This window comes from Nostoc sp., from assembly GCF_036917775.1.
In the GTDB taxonomy this organism is placed as follows: domain Bacteria; phylum Cyanobacteriota; class Cyanobacteriia; order Cyanobacteriales; family Nostocaceae; genus Nostoc.
In genome coordinates, this window is sequence record NZ_JBALEQ010000121.1 from 157,013 (window position 1) to 171,766 (window position 14,754).

The 14,754-nt window shown below is 44.0% G+C and carries 15 protein-coding genes; 9 read left to right on the forward strand and 6 right to left on the reverse strand.

What is annotated here, in order from left to right:
- Positions 1 to 25: 25 nt before the first annotated feature.
- Entirely contained in the window at positions 26 to 223 is a 198-nt protein-coding gene (locus V7K69_RS25250) for a DUF6888 family protein (protein WP_442936187.1), read from the forward strand.
- On the forward strand, positions 207 to 404 hold the full coding sequence (locus V7K69_RS25255) for a DUF6887 family protein (RefSeq protein WP_069070282.1): 198 nt from the start codon (positions 207 to 209) through the stop codon (positions 402 to 404). The genes V7K69_RS25250 and V7K69_RS25255 overlap by 17 nt, the downstream gene beginning before the upstream one ends.
- 82 nt (positions 405 to 486) lie before the next feature.
- On the opposite strand, the gene V7K69_RS25260 is transcribed toward V7K69_RS25255, so the two are convergent.
- The 5 genes from V7K69_RS25260 to petC form a co-directional block, all read right to left on the reverse strand.
- Positions 487 to 1,194 carry a Uma2 family endonuclease gene (locus V7K69_RS25260; RefSeq protein ID WP_335039434.1) on the reverse strand — a complete coding sequence of 236 codons (708 nt, stop codon included), beginning with the start codon at positions 1,192 to 1,194 and terminating at the stop codon, positions 487 to 489.
- Positions 1,195 to 1,210: 16 nt separating this feature from the next.
- On the reverse strand, positions 1,211 to 1,336 hold the full coding sequence (locus V7K69_RS25265) for a hypothetical protein (RefSeq protein WP_335039436.1): 126 nt from the start codon (positions 1,334 to 1,336) through the stop codon (positions 1,211 to 1,213).
- A 30-nt stretch (positions 1,337 to 1,366) separates the two neighbouring features.
- Positions 1,367 to 2,434, reverse strand: a complete 1,068-nt coding sequence (locus V7K69_RS25270) for an SDR family oxidoreductase (RefSeq protein ID WP_335039438.1) — start codon at positions 2,432 to 2,434, stop codon at positions 1,367 to 1,369.
- A gap of 641 nt (positions 2,435 to 3,075) precedes the next feature.
- Entirely contained in the window at positions 3,076 to 4,077 is a 1,002-nt protein-coding gene (petA, locus tag V7K69_RS25275; protein ID WP_335039440.1) for a cytochrome f, read from the reverse strand.
- Between the two features lie 176 nt (positions 4,078 to 4,253).
- Complete coding sequence (petC, locus tag V7K69_RS25280; RefSeq protein ID WP_335039442.1) at positions 4,254 to 4,793, reverse strand: cytochrome b6-f complex iron-sulfur subunit; 540 nt, start codon at positions 4,791 to 4,793, stop codon at positions 4,254 to 4,256.
- Positions 4,794 to 5,022: 229 nt separating this feature from the next.
- Between petC and V7K69_RS25285 the strand changes: the two genes are divergently transcribed.
- From V7K69_RS25285 to V7K69_RS25295, 3 genes are all read left to right on the forward strand, one after another.
- On the forward strand, positions 5,023 to 5,331 hold the full coding sequence (locus V7K69_RS25285; RefSeq protein ID WP_114080193.1) for a DUF3067 family protein: 309 nt from the start codon (positions 5,023 to 5,025) through the stop codon (positions 5,329 to 5,331).
- Positions 5,332 to 5,457: 126 nt separating this feature from the next.
- Positions 5,458 to 8,523: a response regulator gene (locus V7K69_RS25290; protein ID WP_335039446.1), complete on the forward strand. Its 3,066-nt coding sequence runs from the start codon at positions 5,458 to 5,460 to the stop codon at positions 8,521 to 8,523.
- A gap of 7 nt (positions 8,524 to 8,530) precedes the next feature.
- Complete coding sequence (locus V7K69_RS25295; RefSeq protein ID WP_335039449.1) at positions 8,531 to 9,493, forward strand: GGDEF domain-containing response regulator; 963 nt, start codon at positions 8,531 to 8,533, stop codon at positions 9,491 to 9,493.
- A 114-nt stretch (positions 9,494 to 9,607) separates the two neighbouring features.
- Here the strand turns inward: V7K69_RS25295 and tatC are convergent, their stop codons facing one another.
- Positions 9,608 to 10,402, reverse strand: coding sequence for a twin-arginine translocase subunit TatC (gene tatC, locus V7K69_RS25300; protein WP_335039451.1), 795 nt, complete (start codon positions 10,400 to 10,402; stop codon positions 9,608 to 9,610).
- A gap of 492 nt (positions 10,403 to 10,894) precedes the next feature.
- On the opposite strand from tatC, the gene V7K69_RS25305 reads away from it, so the two are divergent.
- The 4 genes from V7K69_RS25305 to V7K69_RS25320 all read left to right on the forward strand — a co-directional run.
- On the forward strand, positions 10,895 to 11,125 hold the full coding sequence (locus tag V7K69_RS25305) for a hypothetical protein (RefSeq protein ID WP_335039454.1): 231 nt from the start codon (positions 10,895 to 10,897) through the stop codon (positions 11,123 to 11,125).
- A gap of 26 nt (positions 11,126 to 11,151) precedes the next feature.
- Complete coding sequence (locus V7K69_RS25310) at positions 11,152 to 12,063, forward strand: SDR family oxidoreductase (protein WP_335039456.1); 912 nt, start codon at positions 11,152 to 11,154, stop codon at positions 12,061 to 12,063.
- 231 nt (positions 12,064 to 12,294) lie between these two features.
- Entirely contained in the window at positions 12,295 to 12,735 is a 441-nt protein-coding gene (locus V7K69_RS25315; RefSeq protein WP_335039459.1) for a hypothetical protein, read from the forward strand.
- Positions 12,736 to 12,795: 60 nt separating this feature from the next.
- Positions 12,796 to 14,754, forward strand: a 1,959-nt coding sequence (locus V7K69_RS25320) for a tetratricopeptide repeat protein (protein ID WP_335039462.1), incomplete at its 3' end; no start/stop codon positions are given.

Below are 14,754 nucleotides of genomic sequence, written 5' to 3' on the forward strand. Positions count from 1 at the left end.
GCTCACCCTATATTAGTAGTGAGGAGTGTTTATTTTACCAACAACAGAGCAAGCCTTAGCCTGTATAAGGGTTTGTCAAATGCTGTCAAATCTTTACAAAGACATCCGCTTATTTCGATTTGACGACAAAACAGGGCAAGTTTATATCCTAGCTGGAGATGAACTCCAAGTCATTGTACTAAGTAATGGAATCTGGGATTTTGTCAATGAACCAGAATTATGAGCAAATGAGTTTTACAGAGTTGAGAGCTTACGTCGTCGAAAACCGCGAAGACATTGAAGCTCTACGTTTTTTAATGAGCAAACGTGATCCTAATTCTAAAGGCTATCCTATGCCTGTGACAGAAGCTGATATGCAAGCCCAAATGGAAATCATTAGGCGTAAGATTAATGGAGAACTTTAAGATTATTGTCTAATTTAGTAAGCATAATTAGGGTGGGTAAATCATACTCACCCGATTATTTTATTGACACTGCTGAATTTAGCTAAAGGCTATCTGGATCAATATTTAATTCTCGAAGTTTAGCAGCTAATCTTTGCGCTTTTTGCTCCGTTTGCTGTCGAGCCTCTTCTGCGGCTTGTCGTGCTGTTGCTTCCTCTTCATGAGTTAAGAGTGTTTGCTCCGTAGCTGGATTATAAAAACGCAGTTTTCCCGCCTCCAGGCGCAACTCTAGCCCCAAAACTTCACTGGGTAGGGACACTATACCATCTGGCAGGGTATTGGCTACTACTGGGAAATAATTCCCATCGACCAAGTGTAAACCCTGGAGTTGGGGATTGAGATAATCGCCTGTGGGGTCATATTGGAAATATTCACGCACTCCTAGAAAGGCGTAAATTCCTTTCTTTGCGCCTTGGTCTTTGCTGCGGGTGGTTTTTGAGGTAATCTCTAGAACAAAATCTGGGGTTTGATTATTTTCTTCCCAGGTTTTGTAAGAGCGTCTGTCACGGTTTTCTACTCCAAACACCACAAATACATCTGGTGCGACAACCGATTCTGGATAATTTTTTTCGTAGTAAATAAATAGATTACCAGCTACGTATACATCTGGGTGATTTTGGAAATAAATTTCCAGCACAGTGGTAGCGTATACAAGACACTTGCGCTGTAAATCACCTTCGGCCATCGGCTTACCATCCTCATCTGGGTACTCAATCGGAGTAACGGGGATATACTCTATTGAGACTGTCATGGGCGAATCCCTCAACTCAACTAGGGCTAGATTCAATAATATCGCTCAAAATGCGATCGCTATGACTGGGAGGCCGGGAAATCAAGAGAAATTCCAGATTGCAACCGCTGTTTAGTCCGAGTTCCTGTCGTTCGGCACCCATAAAACGCTACCAGTGCCATCCACCAAGGTTCTACGGAATCAACCGATCTGCGCGTAGTTGCTCGAACAGGTCAAAAAACGACTCGTCCGTTTTCTGGTATATGGAGAAGCCGAGTTTCCGGCTCTTCGACATATCGGTCATAACTTCAATCGGACGGCCAAGATCGAGATCGGTGTGCCATGCAGACGCTAGACGGCTCAGATCCGGCTCGGCGAGGTCATGCTGCTTTGCGATGTCGCGCCAGACAGCACCTTCATTCGCCATTTCGGCTTCGAGCGGGTGGGTTGTGCCGTCGAAGCCGATGGGATCGATGCTGAACCAGTCAGCCAGCCGCCCCCACAACCATATCCAGCGGAAGATGTCGCCATTGACGACGTTAAACGCCTCGTTGTGGGCCGCTTCGGTCTTCGCCGCCCACACTAGGTGCTTCGCCAGCACCCGCGCATCGGTCATGTCGGAGATGCCCTTCCACTGCGCTTCAGAACCTGGCCAACGGAACGCGCGCCCGGTTTCCTTGCAGATCGCGGCATACACAGCCAGCGTCGTGCCGAGGTTCATCAAATTGCCGACCGCCTTTCCAATAACAGTGTGAGGGCGATGAATGCTCCAGGTGAAACCGTCACGGGCGGCGGCGGCATAGACCTCATCTTCCTGAGCATAATAGAAATTTTCGATGTCGAGCCGGGGATGCTCCTCGCGCAATGGAGTTTCTGGCAGCGATCCGCCCCTGGCGTAGGCATCGAATGGCCCGAGATAGTGCTTGAGTCCGGTGACGAGGGCGACGTGCTGCACTGATTCCTTCGGTGACAGAACATCCAGCAGATTGCGAACCATCGTGCCGTTGACCCTGACATTCTCGGCCTCGGTCGCATTACGCATCCACGTTGTGATGAAGATGTGCGTCGGGGCGATGTCTGACAGCGCAGTTTTCAGGCTAGCTAGATCGAGCAGATCGGCAGCAACAGGGCGTAACCCTTCCACCCCTTTTTTAAGATTTCGGGCCAACCCATAGGTCGTCCATCCATTGGCGATCAGTTCTCTTGCAAGATTGCTGCCGATGATGCCGCTTGCACCTACAACTAAGGCTGTTCCATCCATGTCGTTTCTCCAGTACGGAAATTTTCTATAGCAATCCTATTTAAGTTGTAAAAATTATCGAACCGCCTTCGCGCTTCGCGTCTTGTAAAGAACCTGCCTTCTCTTCGAGACACTAGGTAAACGCGTAGCCTCTCGTAGAGAAGAGCGCCAAGAGAAGAAGGAAAGAAGTTCACGAATTATTTAGGACGGCTATATGTTACATCCAGATTTAGATATTATTGTACAAAATTTTTCCATATAACTACTATTTAAAGGGTAATTATAGGGAAAAATTCAATATAATCCTTGGTGTTATGCAGAATTTTTTTTATGTACAACATCCTGAGAGTATTAAACGGAAAAATTCTGGATAAAATTGCTTGGGAAGTCGCCCAAAAAAGCTGCTGTATAGAATATATGCAAAATCTTAATTTACATACATTAGTATGTTTAAAACACTAGTACATTACTTACTAATAGATTTTATTTAAACAATTATTCTTCCAGAAGTTATTTTTTAAAAAGGTCTGTTTTGTTTGTATTTTTAAAGTATTTACGCTCAAATACTAGCAATTAAGCCCCACATTTCTAGGCTTTGTATAACTAACATTAAAAAAGACAGGCAACAAGCCTGTCCTATAAGTAATGATTTAGTAAAGAATTTAGAAATTCATCTCAGCAGCTTGAACTTTCTCAACCTGCTTCTTCTTCAGCACAAGCATAACTTGAGCCAACATTACAAGAGCGACGAATGCAATCATCCATTTGACTCTAGATGCGTCTTGCAGTACGATTTCTGCATCTATTTGACCGAATCCACCAACGTTCGGGTTGCTGGTCAAAGCATCGCCAGTCTTAACTGCTTGACCTTCGGAAACAAGCAGGTCTGGCCCTAAAGGAATCGTATCAACGACAACATCACCAGATTCAGGTTGGATGTTTACTAGATATTTGACGTTACCATCTTCATCTTCCTCTTTGGCAATCTTGGTAATTGTGCCAGTCGCGGAAGCATTGTAAACAGCGTTATTGCTCTTTTCGCCAGTAGGATAAACTTGTCCGCGTCCCCGATTACCACCTACGTGAACTGAATATTTACCGAAGTGGATGTTTTTGTCGGTTGCGGGGTTGGGAGAAAGAACTGGGAAGATGATTTCCTGATACTGTTCACCAGGTAAGGGGCCGACGATGACGACATTTTCTTTGTCTTCGCTGTAGGGTTGGAAGGCAGTGTCGCCAATTTCTTCTTTAAGTTCCTCGGAAAGACGGTCTTCGGGAGCAATCTTAAAGCCTTCAGGTAGCATCAGTACAGCACCGACGTTCAAGCCAACCTTAGAACCATCGGCACCAACTTGCTGGGCGGACAGATCGTAAGGGATTTTCACTATAGCTTTGAATACAGTGTCAGGTAGAACCGATTGAGGAACTTCTACTTCTGTAACTTTGGCGGCTAGGTGACAGTTGGCACAAACAATCCGCCCCGTTGGTTCGCGGGGGGTTTCGGGATAGGTTTGCTGTGCCCAAAATGGATAGGCGGCAGCTGATTGAGGAAGGGCTAGATCGCTGGTGAAGTAAAATGTCACAGTGGCGATCGCTATGAGCAATGTTTTGACGATCGCTCTAGCACTGCGAGTTAACCTCGCTGTTCGGAAAACATTTCTCATCTCTAATAAGGGCAACGATTGAATTTAGTCATTAGTCATTAGGAGTGCTGAGTGCTGAGTGCTGAGTGCTGAGTTAGGAGTTAGGAGTTAGGAGTTACTATTATCTCCTCTGCCCCTCAGCCCCTCTGCTTCTTCACTCCCTTACTCAGCACTCAGCACTTTGCACTCAGCACTGATTAACTCCACCAAGGGGCATCACCGGTGCGGAAGTCGGTTTCAGTCCAAGGGGTCAAAACGATTTTGTCGTCGCTTACATTGGTATGGGCTAAAGCCAAAGACAGTGGTGCTGGGCCCCGAACAACCTTACCAGTTTCGTCATACTGGGAACCATGACAAGGACATTTAAATTTGTTCTCAGCAACGTTCCAGGGGACGACACAACCTAAGTGGGTGCAGATGGCGTTAATGCCATAATCTTTGATCGCCTCTTTGCTATCTACCACAATATAGGTAGGATCTCCCTTAAGTCCTTGGACTAGGTTGCGATCGCCTGCATTCCGGTTTTCTAGAAATTTGGTGACGCTAACATCGTTACCTAGCTCATCTTTTGCCGTTACACCACCACCAGCACCACCAGTTGCGGGTGGAATAAAGTAGTTGACAACGGGATACAATGCACCCAGAGCTACTCCAGTCACAGTCCCAAAAGTGAGCAGATTCATGAACTGACGACGACCCATATCGGGCACGTCTGCTGATTCAGAAAATTGAGCCATAATCTACGCGCTCTTTGTGTATTTTGTTAAGCATTTTGACAAAAGTACTAGTACTTGAGGAACTCTTGTCTAAGTCGAAATGCTAGCGCTCACAACGATGCCATACTTCTTTGTTCCAAGATATAAAAAGCATCTTTTCTGTTAGCATTACATTTCTTTATATCCTTATCATACTGGAGTCACGGAACTTAACATCATAACTAAATGTAAAATCTGATTGAGAAAAGCTATGACAGGACAGGAATTACGTCAGATGTTGCTTGATAAGTGGGGATATTCCTATGATGTCCAGTTTCGACGGGCACAGGGAAAGATATTTTTGCAAGTCATGTGGAAATATCTGGAGCAAGCTTCTTTTCCCTTAAGTGAGGTGGAGTACCAAGAGCATCTTGACAGCATTGCTAATTATCTCCATGCCTTGGGCGGGTCAACGCAAGTACAAACATTTATTGCCCAAACACGCGATCGCCCCCGACTCGGCAAAGCTGTTAGCATTCCTTTAGATTTGGGTGAACGTTCTTCGGAATGGATATTATGACCAAGTTTTTCTTCCTTTTCCCTTTCTGGTAATAGCTAATTAAACTAATTCCAGGCAATTATCCTTGTCTGAATTTTTAACTTAATATTCACAACTTTTTGATTTCCAAAACCGCTTATCTTAGCTATGCAGTTACCAAATCCGATCTCACTCGACTCGCTGACCCCTTCATTACTAACGGCTTTAGAAGTGTGCAGTGATGAATCGGTGTATGCTCCCGGCTATATTCAACCGCATGGAATCTTGTTGATGCTGCAAGAGCCACACTTGAGAATCTTGCAGATTAGTGAAAATGTGGAACAGTTTTTTGGGATTTCGGCAGAAGCATTGCTGGGTCAACCATTGCAACGGTTATTTTCTAACGATCAAGTGCAGCGACTTACTGGATATCTAGCTCAAGATAACCTGGAGCTTTGCAATCCGTTTGAGCTAAAAACGCGGCGGAGGGTTGCTCAGACTGATTGGCAACGGAAAAATCAGACATTTACAGGTGTGATGTACCGGATGATAGATGGGTTGATCCTGGAATTAGAACCTCAGCAATCGAGCAACAGCATCCATTCAACCCAGTTCTATCACCGCCTGCAAGGGGCGATCGCCAATCTCCGTAATGCCACTAACCTGAAAAGTATGGCTAAAGCCCTTGCCAGAGATGTAAAAGCAATGACTGGGTTTGATCGGGTGATGGTTTACCGCTTTAAGGCAGACGATAGTGGTGTGGTGATTGCGGAGCAGAAACAGAGGCATTTAGAAAGCTACTTGGGACTGCACTATATGGCGACAGATATTCCTGCGCCAGCCCGCAAGTTGTTTTGCCGCAAGTGGATGCGATTCATTCCTGATGTCAATTACACTCCAATCCCCCTGATTCCCAGTAACCATCCTCTGACGGATACACCCCTGGATCTGAGTAATTCTGTGTTACGAGGAGTGTCTCACTATCACATTGAATACTTACAGAATATGGGGGTTGCTGGGTCGATGACGATTTCGTTGCTCGACGACAAACGCCTCTGGGGATTAATTGCCTGTCACCACTCCAGCCCGAAACTAGTGGATTATGAAACTCGCAAAGCCTGTGAATTTTTAGGACAGTTTGCCTCAATTGAACTGGTGCATAAGCAAGAACAAGAATTGCATTTTTACCGAACACGGGTGAAAAGAATTCAGGATCAACTGCAACAGACATTATTGCAAGAGTCCAATTTGATTGAGCAAGTGTTAAGCCGAAATACTTTTCAATTGCTGGAGCTAGTTCATGCTCAAGGAGCGGCGATTTCACTTGACGGTCATCTGACATTAGTTGGTCAAACGCCATCGATCGCCCAAGTGCAGGATTTAGTGACGTGGTTGGTGCAACATCAGGGGAAACAAGTGTTTGCTACCAATTCCCTCTCACGTTTATATCCAGAAGCGAAGGCATTTAAAGATCAAGCTAGCGGCATCCTCGCAATTTCAATTTTATTCAATCATGTTAAACAAAAGTCTTACCACATTATTTGGTTTCGACCAGAGCAAATCCAGACAGTGAATTGGGTCGGCAACCCCCAGGATACGGTGAAAATCAATCAAATTGGAGAGATGGAATTGTGTCCCCGAAAGTCTTTTGAACTGTGGAAAGAAACCGTGAGAGAAACTTCCTTGCCTTGGGAAATGGCCGAACTAGAAGCCGCTAGTGAGATGCGAAATACGCTGATGTTGGCACTGTTGGAGTTTTCCCAGATAGCCCTAGAACAAGCCGCAGAACAAGCTGCGATCGCTAACCGTGCCAAAAGCCAGTTCCTTGCAAAAATGAGTCACGAACTGCGAACTCCTCTCAATGCCATTTTGGGATTTACTCAGTTGATGAACCGCAGCGACAAGATTCCATCTGAGTTTCAAGAAGATTTAGACATCATTGGCCGTAGTGGAGAACACTTGCTAACCTTGATCAATGATGTATTGGAAATGTCTAAAATTGAAGCGGGTCAGTTACAGCTAACGGAAAATTATTTCGATTTGCATCAGCTAATCCACTCCATGAGAGATATGGTTTCCCTCAAAGCTTTAAATAAAGGAATTGATCTAAGAATAGAACAGGATATTAGCGTTCCTCGCTATGTATATGGTGACGAATCAAAACTACGCCAAATTTTGCTCAACCTGTTAAGCAATGCGATCAAATTTACGACAACAGGCAGTGTCATGCTGCGATTACAAGCTTTGACTGGGAAAGTGGGCAGCATCAACTCACTTGATTCAATAGATACCAATGATTTCAAACCAATCATTACCCTTCAAGTAGAAGTTGAAGATACTGGATGTGGTATCGCTCAGTCTGACCTAGAGACTGTGTTTGAAGCCTTTATGCAAACAGAACGAGGTCGCCAGAATCAAGGTACAGGCTTAGGCTTATCGATTAGCCGTCAGTTTACCCGTTTAATGGGTGGTGATATTACAGTGCGAAGCACCCTGAATCAGGGGTCAACTTTTATTTGTGAGGTTTTACTGAGTTTGGCAAAGTCAGTGGATATCATCGCCTCAGACACAACTCGCACTGTTATCGGTCTCGAACCCGGACAGCCCACTTATCGCATTTTGGTGGTGGAAGACGTTAGAGAAAATCGTCAGTTGCTTGTCAGGCTATTGGAATCAGTTGGGTTCGAGGTTTGTGCTGCCGAGAACGGAAATGAGGCGATCGCTCTCTGGGAAAAATGGCAGCCCCACCTGATTTTAATGGATATTCAAATGCCGGGAATTGATGGCTACGAAACTACTCGGCAAATTCGAGAGAGGGAAGCAGGTAAAGATGTGGTGATTATCGCGCTGACAGCTTATGCTTTTGAGGAAGATTACACTACCAGCATTCAAGTAGGCTGCAACGACCACATCAACAAACCATTTGTAGAAGCTATCTTATTTGAGAAGATTAGACAATACTTAGGAGTCCGCTACCGCTACCGCGAAGAAGCTTTATCAGGGTTAGACCAGCAAACTTTACTTCAGAAATCCCTAACCGCCAAAGATTTACAGGTAATGTCGCCAAAGTGGATTATTCAGGTGCATCAAGCAGCTTTGGATCTTAACGATGCCGAACTCTACAATCTCATCACTCAAATCCCTAACCAGGAGCAAGTTCTCGCCAATGCTCTGACATATTTGGTGGATAATTTCGAGTTGGAGGCGATCGCAACTCTCACCCAAACTCAGTAAAAAGATTATGCCTCATTTACTTAAATCCCCTTCGGAAACGAATATCCTCATCGTGGACGATACCCCCGATAATCTACGGTTGTTAGCCAAAATACTAGAGTTGGAGGGTTATACCATCCGTAAATCCATCAATGGGAGAATGGCATTACAAGCCGCCGAGCGACATCCACCGGATCTAATTCTGCTTGACATCAATATGCCCGAAATGAATGGCTATGAAGTTTGTCAACATTTGAAAGCATCAAAAACAACAGAGAAAATTCCGATTATTTTTATTAGTGCCCTTGACCAAATTAATGATAAAGTGCAGGCTTTTGAACTGGGTGGAAAAGACTATATCACTAAGCCATTTCAAGAACTTGAAGTGCTAATGCGAGTCAGAAATCAGCTACTCATCAAACAGCAACATCAACAACTTCTTGAGCAAAATCAACGTCTAGAGCATGAAATTCAGGAACGCCTGAAAGCTGAAGCAGAGATAAGGCAGCTATCTTTAACTGATGAATTGACAGGATTATATAATCGACGTGGTTTCTTTTGGCTGGCAAATCATCAATTCAAAATTGCCCGACGCACAGAAATATTTTGCTGTCTTTTGTTTGTTGATTTAGATGGTTTAAAGCAGATTAATGATTCTCTAGGGCATGAAATAGGAGACAGAGCGATCGTTGACACAGCCCAATTACTAAAACAAAGCTTCCGTGAGTCGGATATTATTGCCCGTATAGGAGGAGATGAGTTTGTCATATTTGTTTCTGTCTGCTCCCCCGATAATACAGACGAATTTTCTCCGCGATTGCAAGTAAATATTGAGCGCTTTAATCAAGAGCATAATTACTCGTATCAACTATCCATAAGTGTTGGTGCTACCCAATGTGCTTTGCATGAAAACGTTTCACTAGAACAATTGCTAGAACAAGCTGACAAGCTCATGTATGAGCATAAACGTACTAAACGCCTCGTAACTTAACAAAAAATAAATATTGGCATTAGTTGCCAGAATTCAATTCTGAATTCTGTATAACTGGTAAGCCAACGCTGGGATTAAAATTTTTTACCTATTCTATATTACTTGTTCCAAATGTTATTTACCTGTAAGCTTCACCAGCCCAACACCACCGAAATAAAGCCCTAGAACGGCTCCCGCCAAAAGACTTTGAGTTAGAGGATCAGTCGAAGGTGTAAGCACGGCTCCTAAAACCACTGCTCCCATAATCACGTAACGCCAACCAGAAACCATCCGTTCAGATGAGACAATATTCAAATTACCGAGTAACAATTGGATGATGGGAATTTGAAATGCTAAACCAGTGCTGAATAAAAGTAGCAGCACAAATTCAAAATATTTATCTATCGACCAAAGTTGTTCAACTACATCTGCTCCATAGCTGATGAAAAATTTTAAAGCTGCGGGGATAAGGAGTAAATAAGCAAATACTAAACCCGCACCAAACAGTACACTCGAACCCAAAACTACAGGCCCCAGTAAACGGCGTTCGCGGCGAGTCAATCCTGGAAGTACAAACTGGATAATTTGGTAAAGAATGAAAGGACTAGAAAGTACTAAGCCAGTGTAGGCTGCAACTTTGAAGGAGACAAAGAAATATTCTCCGGGTGCAAGTTGGAGAAATTTTACTCCTTGCGCTGGAACCTCAAGCAGTTGGACAATCGGCTTAACGGCAAAGAAACAGCCAATAATACCTATCGCTACGGCAATCAGCGAATAGAAAATGCGCTGTCGTAACTCTTCTAGGTGGTCGAAAAGGGACATTTCGACTTCATCGGGCAACTCATTAAGAGGATCTGTGTCTGAATTGCCATATCCTTCTGGATCGATGTTGGGAACGTTTACAGTATCTACGTCTTGTAAAGGCGGCATGAGTCAGCTAGTAGGCAACATTTATAACTGAGTGTTGAGTAATGAGCAACATTTTTTACTCATAACTTGAAACTCAGCACTCTTCATTATTTTATCCGGGGAATGCAGCTACCAAGATATGTTTTTGGCTGCTGTGGGTTTTTTGTCCTGTTTTTTAGGGTTGCATCTGCATAAGTTAGTAGGAAGCCATCTTGTAGGCAATGCCTAACCTAAAAAAAGGGTGGAACTGATAATTTAAAAATCACGTCTCTGCGGCTAGTAGTGTGTCTAACTTGTTTTGATGGTTTGTGGTAAGCATTTTAGTGCAAGAATAAGAGCTAAAATCCTTGCGAAGAGATTGTCTACCCATCAATTTCAAGTTGAGACACTACTAGTAGTGCTGGGTAAATTCACACAACATCAACATATAATACTCAGTTTTAAAAATCCGGTTCATCAAGGTGGCATCTATACATACATAGCGCAATCGGAAATTTTTAGCTGAGGTTGAGTATGAAACGGACAATTTGCATTGTCATTATGGTATTGCCTGTTTATTTATACAATGTTGGACTAAGTAATAGTCTTAGTAGTGATGTGACAATTTTCAAAAACCAGCCTCCGATAATAGCTGCTCTAATTGCTTACAGTACAAATGCTCCGTCACGCATATTACCTTGGCAAATATCAGCTAGAGATGACCAAACCGAAGATTGTCTTCGGGCTGGTACTTGCAAAGATTGATACTAATTGGGAATTGCCAATTGGGAATGGGAAATTGGGAATTGGGAATTGGTAGTCCAAATTATAAAAAAAGAAAATTAATGGTTGTAGAACATCAACGTACAGTGGTGGTTACGGGAGCATCAACAGGAATTGGCCAAGCGTGTGCTTTGCTTTTAGACCAGTTGGGCTTCTCTGTTTTTGCTGGCGTGCGTCAAGATATTGATGCTCAAACACTTAAGCAGAAAGGATCACCAAGACTGATTCCGATTTTTTTAGATGTTACTGATGCTGAATCGATCGCAGCTGCCGTTGATAAGGTAACAAATGAAGTCGGTGGTACTGGAATTTTAGGTTTAGTGAATAATGCCGGAATTGCTATCCCTGGGCCTTTAGAATTATTAGCGATCGCAGAATTTCAACACCAGATGCAGGTTAATGTCACCGGACAATTAGCTGTGACACAAGCATTTCTTGGGCTTTTACGCCAAAGTCGGGGTCGAATTATCAATATGGGTTCCATTGCTGGTAGGAGTCCTACGCCGTTCTTAGGAGCTTACAATGCTTCTAAGTTTGCCTTGGAAGCACTCACTGATGTCATGCGGATGGAATTACGTCCTTGGGGAATCTCGGTTTCAATTATTGAACCTGGTTCCATCGCTACCCCAATTTGGGAAAAGTCCCTAAGTCAATCGGAAGTAGCACAGTATGATTTACCACAATCGGCACAAAATCTCTACGGTCAAGCGATGAATATTGTCCGCAAGAAAATGCAGATTCTCGCATCTAAGGGAATTTCTGCGGATATTGTCGCTCAGACTGTTGTTCATGCGCTGACTGCAAAACAACCCAAGACACGCTATCTGGTTGGCTCAGATGCCAAACTTGGAGCAGTGTTAAAGCATATTTTGCCTGATAAGTTACATGACAAGATAATTTTATACTCAATGGGATTGTAGATTAGCGATCGCCATTATTTCAGGGGTAGGGCGTGTTTTCAAACTACTCGTTTAGCCTCCTAATTTTTTAGATCCCCCTAAATCCCCCGATAAATTGGGGGACTTGAAGAGATTTTTAGCCCCTCCTCGCTTGTCTAGTGTGTAGCGAGGAGGGGCTATGATTTACCTTCTATGATTAGGAAGCGTTAAACTGAGAACCATAAGTAAAATCTCGTATATTTTGGGAAACTTATGGAGCCAGTATCGCTGACAGCAGCTGCGATCGCAACTTTGGTAATCACAAAAGCTATAGAAAAAACCGTAGAGAAGATAACAGAAGGTACACTGGACAAGCTAAAACTGCTGCGTCAAAAAATTTGGGATAAGTTTCAGGGTAAACCGAAAGTGCAAGAAGCCTTAATAAAGGCTGAACAAGGTTCTAAGGAAGATTTGAACTTGGTTGCTGCCTACCTACAGGTTGAAATGGACAGCTATCCCCAATTTGGCGAAGAAGTTCAAAGCCTTGCTAAAGAAATTCACCAGGAAATTAATATTGACAAAGTTCAAGGTAAAAATGTCCAGAATGTTTACGGTGGCCAAGGTTTTCAAAGTATTGATAGTAAAGCTCCCACCTTTCAAGGCGTAGACAATAGCCCAATTACTATCAATTACCATCAGAATTCTCCTGATTGACTACAGCCGCCTGAACGGGAACGGGCAAAGTTAAATCCCTCTACTGAAATACCGCAAAATTTGCCCCTGAGTGGGGTGGTGGAATTTGTCGGGCGTGAAGATGAATTGCAAAATCTTCACCAACTTTTGCAGGATAATAAACAAGTTGCGATGTCTACGACGGGCTACGCCTACGCAGCAATAGCAGGGATGGGTGGAGTTGGTAAAACAGAACTCGCCTTACAATATGCAATCCAGCACCGCGAAATATACAACGGTGGGCTTTGCTGGTTGCTGGCAAAAACTGGGGATGTGGGCATTCAAGTTGTGCAGTTTGCCAGAACGCAGCTTGATTTAAACCCGCCAGAAGATTTTGATTTACTCGCGCAAGTGCAATATTGCTGGCGGCGTTGGCGTGAAGGTGATGTGCTGCTAGTGCTGGATGATGTCAGTGACTACGAGCAAGTTAAGCCTTACTTACAGTCGCTACCTTCTCGGTTTAAAGTGTTGATGACTACGCGCCAGAAGTTGGGACGCATCGCACAGTTATCTTTGGATGTGCTGCAACCAGAAGCGGCGCTGGAGTTATTAAAGTCTTTACTCAAAGAAACACCGGGGCGAATTGAAAAAGAATTAGCTTTAGCAAATCAGTTGTGTGAATGGCTGGGATATTTACCTTTGGGTGTGGAATTAGTTGGGCGATATTTGGCAAGGAAAGAGGATTTATCCTTAGCAGAAATGTTGCGACGGTTGGAGAAGGAGCGATTAGATGAGCGTTCCCTCTCTAAATCTAAGTCGGAAGCTGACATGACAGCACAAGGTGGTGTGTTAGCAGCCTTTGAGTTGAGTTGGCAAGAATTAGAGGACGACGATGAACAATTGGGTTGTTTATTGAGTTTATTTGCCGCCGCACCTATACCTTGGAAGTTGGTGGAACAGTGTTTACTAGAAGAAGATGCCGAAGATTTAGAAGAAATTAGAGATGATCGCTTGCTGAATCTGCATTTACTCCAGCGCAAAGGTGAGGGAATCTATCAACTGCATCCACTGTTGCGGGAGTTTTTTCAATATAAGCTTACAGGTTTAGATAAGGGGGAGGAATTAAAGCTTTCTCTTTGCCGGGTAATAGTAGCAGTTGCCAAAGATATTCCTGAAACTCCCACCCTTGAGCAAATCACTGCTGTTTCCCCTGCCATACCTCATATAGCTGAAGTAGCGAATAATCTGATTCAATACTTAAGCGATGATGATTTATTTTGGCCTTTCCTCGGCAACGCTAAATTTTATGAAGCTCAAGGTTTATATAACCAAGCCTTACCTTGGTATGAGCAGTGTTTAGAAGTCACTAAAAAGCGCTTGGGTGAAGAACATCCACATATCGCAGAAAGTCTCAACAACCTAGCGGTACTCTACTACTACCAAGGCAGATACAGAGAAGCCGAACCCCTTTACATCCAAGCTTTGGCACTCAGGCGCAAGCTGCTGGGTGAAGAACATCCAGATGTCGCAGAAAGTCTCAAAAACCTAGCGACACTCTATCATTTCCAAGGTAGATACAGCGAAGCCGAACCCCTTAACATCCAAGCTTTGGCACTCAGGCGCAAGCTGCTGGGAGAAGAACATCCATTTGTCGCACAAAGCCTCAACAACCTAGCGTTACTCTACTACTCCCAAGGCAGATACAGCGAAGCCGAACCCCTTAACATCCAAGCTTTGGCACTCAGGCGCAAGCTGCTGGGTGAAGAACATCCAGATGTCGCAATTAGCCTCAACAACCTAGCGTTACTCTACTACTCTCAAGGCAGATACAGCAAAGCCGAACCCATTTACATCCAAGCTTTGGCACTCAGGCGCAAGCTGCTGGGTGAAGAACATCCAGATGTCGCCATTAGTCTCAACAACCTAGCGGCACTCTACCGTTTCCAAGGCAGATACAGCGAAGCCAAACCCATTTACATCCAAGCTTTGGCACTCAGGCGCAAGCTGCTGGGTGAAGAACATCCAGATGTCGCCATTAGTCTCAACAACCTAGCGGCACTC

Bases quoted from the DNA above. Each gene is read 5' to 3' on its own strand.
- V7K69_RS25310 (WP_335039456.1), top strand. From the start codon at position 11,152: ATGGGAAATTGGGAATTGGGAATTGGTAGTCCAAATTATAAAAAAAGA.
- petA (WP_335039440.1), bottom strand. From the start codon at position 4,077: ATGAGAAATGTTTTCCGAACAGCGAGGTTAACTCGCAGTGCTAGAGCG.
- V7K69_RS25255 (WP_069070282.1), top strand. From the start codon at position 207: ATGAACCAGAATTATGAGCAAATGAGTTTTACAGAGTTGAGAGCTTAC.
- V7K69_RS25290 (WP_335039446.1), top strand. From the start codon at position 5,458: ATGCAGTTACCAAATCCGATCTCACTCGACTCGCTGACCCCTTCATTA.
- petC (WP_335039442.1), bottom strand. From the start codon at position 4,793: ATGGCTCAATTTTCTGAATCAGCAGACGTGCCCGATATGGGTCGTCGT.
- V7K69_RS25315 (WP_335039459.1), top strand. From the start codon at position 12,295: ATGGAGCCAGTATCGCTGACAGCAGCTGCGATCGCAACTTTGGTAATC.
- V7K69_RS25305 (WP_335039454.1), top strand. From the start codon at position 10,895: ATGAAACGGACAATTTGCATTGTCATTATGGTATTGCCTGTTTATTTA.
- V7K69_RS25260 (WP_335039434.1), bottom strand. From the start codon at position 1,194: ATGACAGTCTCAATAGAGTATATCCCCGTTACTCCGATTGAGTACCCA.
- V7K69_RS25270 (WP_335039438.1), bottom strand. From the start codon at position 2,434: ATGGATGGAACAGCCTTAGTTGTAGGTGCAAGCGGCATCATCGGCAGC.
- tatC (WP_335039451.1), bottom strand. From the start codon at position 10,402: ATGCCGCCTTTACAAGACGTAGATACTGTAAACGTTCCCAACATCGAT.
- V7K69_RS25295 (WP_335039449.1), top strand. From the start codon at position 8,531: ATGCCTCATTTACTTAAATCCCCTTCGGAAACGAATATCCTCATCGTG.
- V7K69_RS25285 (WP_114080193.1), top strand. From the start codon at position 5,023: ATGACAGGACAGGAATTACGTCAGATGTTGCTTGATAAGTGGGGATAT.
- V7K69_RS25265 (WP_335039436.1), bottom strand. From the start codon at position 1,336: ATGGGTGCCGAACGACAGGAACTCGGACTAAACAGCGGTTGCAATCTG.